The sequence below is a fragment of the Bacillus sp. G1(2015b) genome (genome assembly GCF_001482475.1).
Taxonomy (GTDB): Bacteria; Bacillota; Bacilli; order Bacillales; family Bacillaceae; genus Bacillus; species Bacillus safensis.
The window spans coordinates 1-2,878 of record NZ_LKIC01000014.1 but is presented as its reverse complement, the minus strand read 5'-3'; the positions used below and the strand labels follow the sequence as shown (position 1 = coordinate 2,878).

General features: G+C 42.3%; 4 protein-coding genes. 3 read left to right on the top strand and 1 reads right to left on the bottom strand.

Annotation, left to right across the window (positions count from 1 at the left end; translation table 11 throughout):
- Positions 1–254 precede the first annotated feature (254 nt).
- Entirely contained in the window at positions 255–698 is a 444-nt protein-coding gene (locus tag AMR95_RS09795) for a DUF2188 domain-containing protein (protein ID WP_058838212.1), read from the bottom strand.
- Positions 699–863: 165 nt separating this feature from the next.
- Between AMR95_RS09795 and AMR95_RS09790 the strand changes: the two genes are divergently transcribed.
- The 3 genes from AMR95_RS09790 (at position 864) to AMR95_RS09780 (ending at position 2,750) form a co-directional block, all read left to right on the top strand.
- Complete coding sequence (locus AMR95_RS09790) at positions 864–1,337, top strand: VOC family protein (protein WP_058838211.1); 474 nt, start codon at positions 864–866, stop codon at positions 1,335–1,337.
- A gap of 48 nt (positions 1,338–1,385) precedes the next feature.
- Positions 1,386–1,799: an Rrf2 family transcriptional regulator gene (locus AMR95_RS09785; RefSeq protein ID WP_041109186.1), complete on the top strand. Its 414-nt coding sequence runs from the start codon at positions 1,386–1,388 to the stop codon at positions 1,797–1,799.
- 99 nt (positions 1,800–1,898) lie between these two features.
- A complete protein-coding gene (locus AMR95_RS09780) occupies positions 1,899–2,750 on the top strand; it encodes an SDR family oxidoreductase (RefSeq protein ID WP_039178862.1) in 852 nt (283 codons plus the stop codon).
- The last annotated feature ends 128 nt before the right edge of the window (positions 2,751–2,878 follow it).

The window sequence follows — 2,878 nt, the reverse complement described above, 5'->3', positions numbered from 1 at the left end:
CAGGAACAGCCGACTTGAAAACTTTTGGTCTTGGAATCGGTCTATTCTTAGTAGGTATTTTGCATTGTTGACAAAAGACTAAAATGATCTTTATTTTAGCCTTTTGTTTTCCTTCAGCGTGATAGAAAACCTTTGCAGTCTAGGAAGAAACGAGTACCGGAGCGGAGCGAATTTAACATTCGTGAGCACCGGCACGCAGGACTGACACCGAATGCGAGGGTTTGTCTACACGCTAAGACCGCTGACGAGCGGTCTTATTGCGGCTTTAACACGTCCTGAATCGTCCCATCTTTTCGGTGAATGACAACGGATGTTCCTTTATTAGCTGAAATCTCCTTTGCCCGGTCAATTGCTTCTTGTTTTGTTTCTTTGACCTCACTTGCTCGTTTCGCTTTCTCTGTTTGAATCGCCCAGCCTTCCGTGTGCTTCACTACATGCTGCGCATGATCCATGAGCTCTGGTCTTGCGGAGCTGCTGCCCTCAGAAGGTTTGACAGAACCATGAGATGAGAAATTTTCTACCTCTTTCTCCGTTGCGTTCTTTTTCCACTCTTTCGCTTGACTGATTGCAATGGGAATGGCTCTATTTTCCTCATAGCCTTCCTGTATCATTTTATTGGCAATCTCAAGCGCTTTTTTTCGAATGACGTTGTCTAATGATTGAAATGAAGCTGGATAATCGTTCATCGTCCAAGGCATATGAACCGCTCCTTTCTGTTATTTTATTTGAACACCTTCCCCCATCTGCAAAGGGTCAAACATACGATGTCTCTCAAACTAATGTTAGGGATAAAATACATCGTTTTGCTGAGGCAGAATATCATCAACTCCTGCAGAATAGAAGGTAGAAAAGGAGTGATTTTGATGATGATGAAAGGTTTATATGAAGCACATTTACCTGTGAGTGACTTGAAGGCATCTATTGCGTTTTATGAAAAATTGGAATTGACACTTGCTCATGAAAATGAACGAGTTGCTTTTTTATGGATTGAGAAAGGAAAGAGCTGGCTTGGCCTGTGGAAAGTAGATATAAATGACTTTCCATACCATCCAGCGACTCGGCACGTTGCCTTTCAAATTACAACGTCTAGTATCGAACAGATCAAGACTTGGCTGATCGAAAGAGGCATCAGCATTCACCCAATGTTTGGTTTTTCAGAAGAAAAGCAGCCTTTAGTTCTCGATAATCCGCCGCAATTTCATGCAGCGATCTATTTTCTTGACCCAGATGAGAATCTGCTTGAATGCATTGCTCCAGTTGAACTTGATACAGGAGAAGACTACGATATCATGACGTATGAGGATTGGGAACGAAAGAAAAATCCGTTTATTGATTGACAAAATCACTTATTGTAACTATATTGATTACAACGGTGGTGAAAGATTGTGAAACAAATTAGCAGCAGGTATCCGATTGCTGTTCATATTGTGTCATTTATTGCAGGTGTTCCAAAAGAGTGTACTAGTGATTTTATTGCAGAGAGCGTGAATTCAAATCCAGCCATTGTTCGAAAAATGATGGCAATGCTCAAACGGGCGGGTCTCATTGAGATTCGCCGCGGAGTAGGCGGTGCTTATTTAAAAAGAGCAGCTGAAGATATTACGCTGTTAGATGTGTATCGTGCTGTGGATGTAAGCGAGGATGAAGAATTGTTTAACTTTCATCAGCCCGTCATCGCATGCCCGATTGGTCAAGCGATGGACACGAGACTTCGGCATGAACTAAAAGAAGCACAAGCTGCACTTGAGAATCACCTAAAGCAAGTGACAATTCAGCAATTATTAACAGAGGCGGAATAAAAAAGCTCGTACATTAGAGCTTTTTTACACCTTTGTTGTAACCATTTCGATTATAACGAATGCACATCACCGTTGAACGAAAAATGAGGAGGTCAACAAATGAAATTATTAGTAACAGGCGCAACGGGACAACTTGGATCGCTCGTCGTCAAGCATTTGCTTACAAAAGTACCGGCTGAACAAATTGCAGTCAGTGTTCGAAATCCGCAAAAAGCAGCACATTTGAAGGATGCTGGGGTGGATGTACGCCGTGGAGATTTTACTCAGCCAGACACCCTGACATCAGCATTTGAGGGCATTGACCGTCTGTTGATTATTTCAACGGCGGATGGAGACCGCGTGCAGCAGCATAAAGCGGCAATCGAAGCGGCAAAAGCAGCAAATGTGAGTTTTATTGCTTATACAAGTGTTGTCAATGCAAGAGAGAGTCAGCTTGTCCTTGCAAATGACCATGCCAAAACAGAAGAAGCCATTTTGGCCTCTGGCATTCCTCATGTATTTTTAAGAAACAACTGGTATGTTGAAAACGAAAAAGATACGATTCTGGCGTCAGTCAGCGGCGCACCATTTTTAAGCCCTATTGGCGAAGGAAAGGTTGGCTGGGCAACAAGAAATGACTACGCAGAAGCGGCAGCAAATGCGTTAACACTTCCAGTACATGATCAGGAGATATATGAACTGTCAGGCCCGCTTCGGACACATAGTGAGCTTGCACAAATTGTCAGCAAGGTGAGCGGAAAAGAAATCAAAGTAGAAAAAATAGATGTAGATACATTTGGAGAATTTTTAGCTTCAAATGGTGTACCAAAAGAAGCAGTGCCATTTGTCAAAGCCATTCAAAGCGGCATTCGCGATGGTGCATTAGCTGTCGAAAGCCAAGATTTCGAAACATTACTAGGCCGGCCGTTAACACCTATTGAAGAAAAAATTCGTGAATTGATTTCAAAATAAACATCAAAAAACGCCCTATGAAAAGGGCGTTTTTTAGATTGCTGACAAAGGGCTAAAATGGTTTTTATTTTAGCCCTTTGTCTTCTTTTCAGCGTGTTAGAAAACCTTTGCAGTCTAGGAAGGGCGAG

Bases quoted from the DNA above. Each gene is read 5' to 3' on its own strand.
- AMR95_RS09780 (WP_039178862.1), top strand. From the start codon at position 1,899: ATGAAATTATTAGTAACAGGCGCAACGGGACAACTTGGATCGCTCGTC.
- AMR95_RS09790 (WP_058838211.1), top strand. From the start codon at position 864: ATGATGATGAAAGGTTTATATGAAGCACATTTACCTGTGAGTGACTTG.
- AMR95_RS09795 (WP_058838212.1), bottom strand. From the start codon at position 698: ATGCCTTGGACGATGAACGATTATCCAGCTTCATTTCAATCATTAGAC.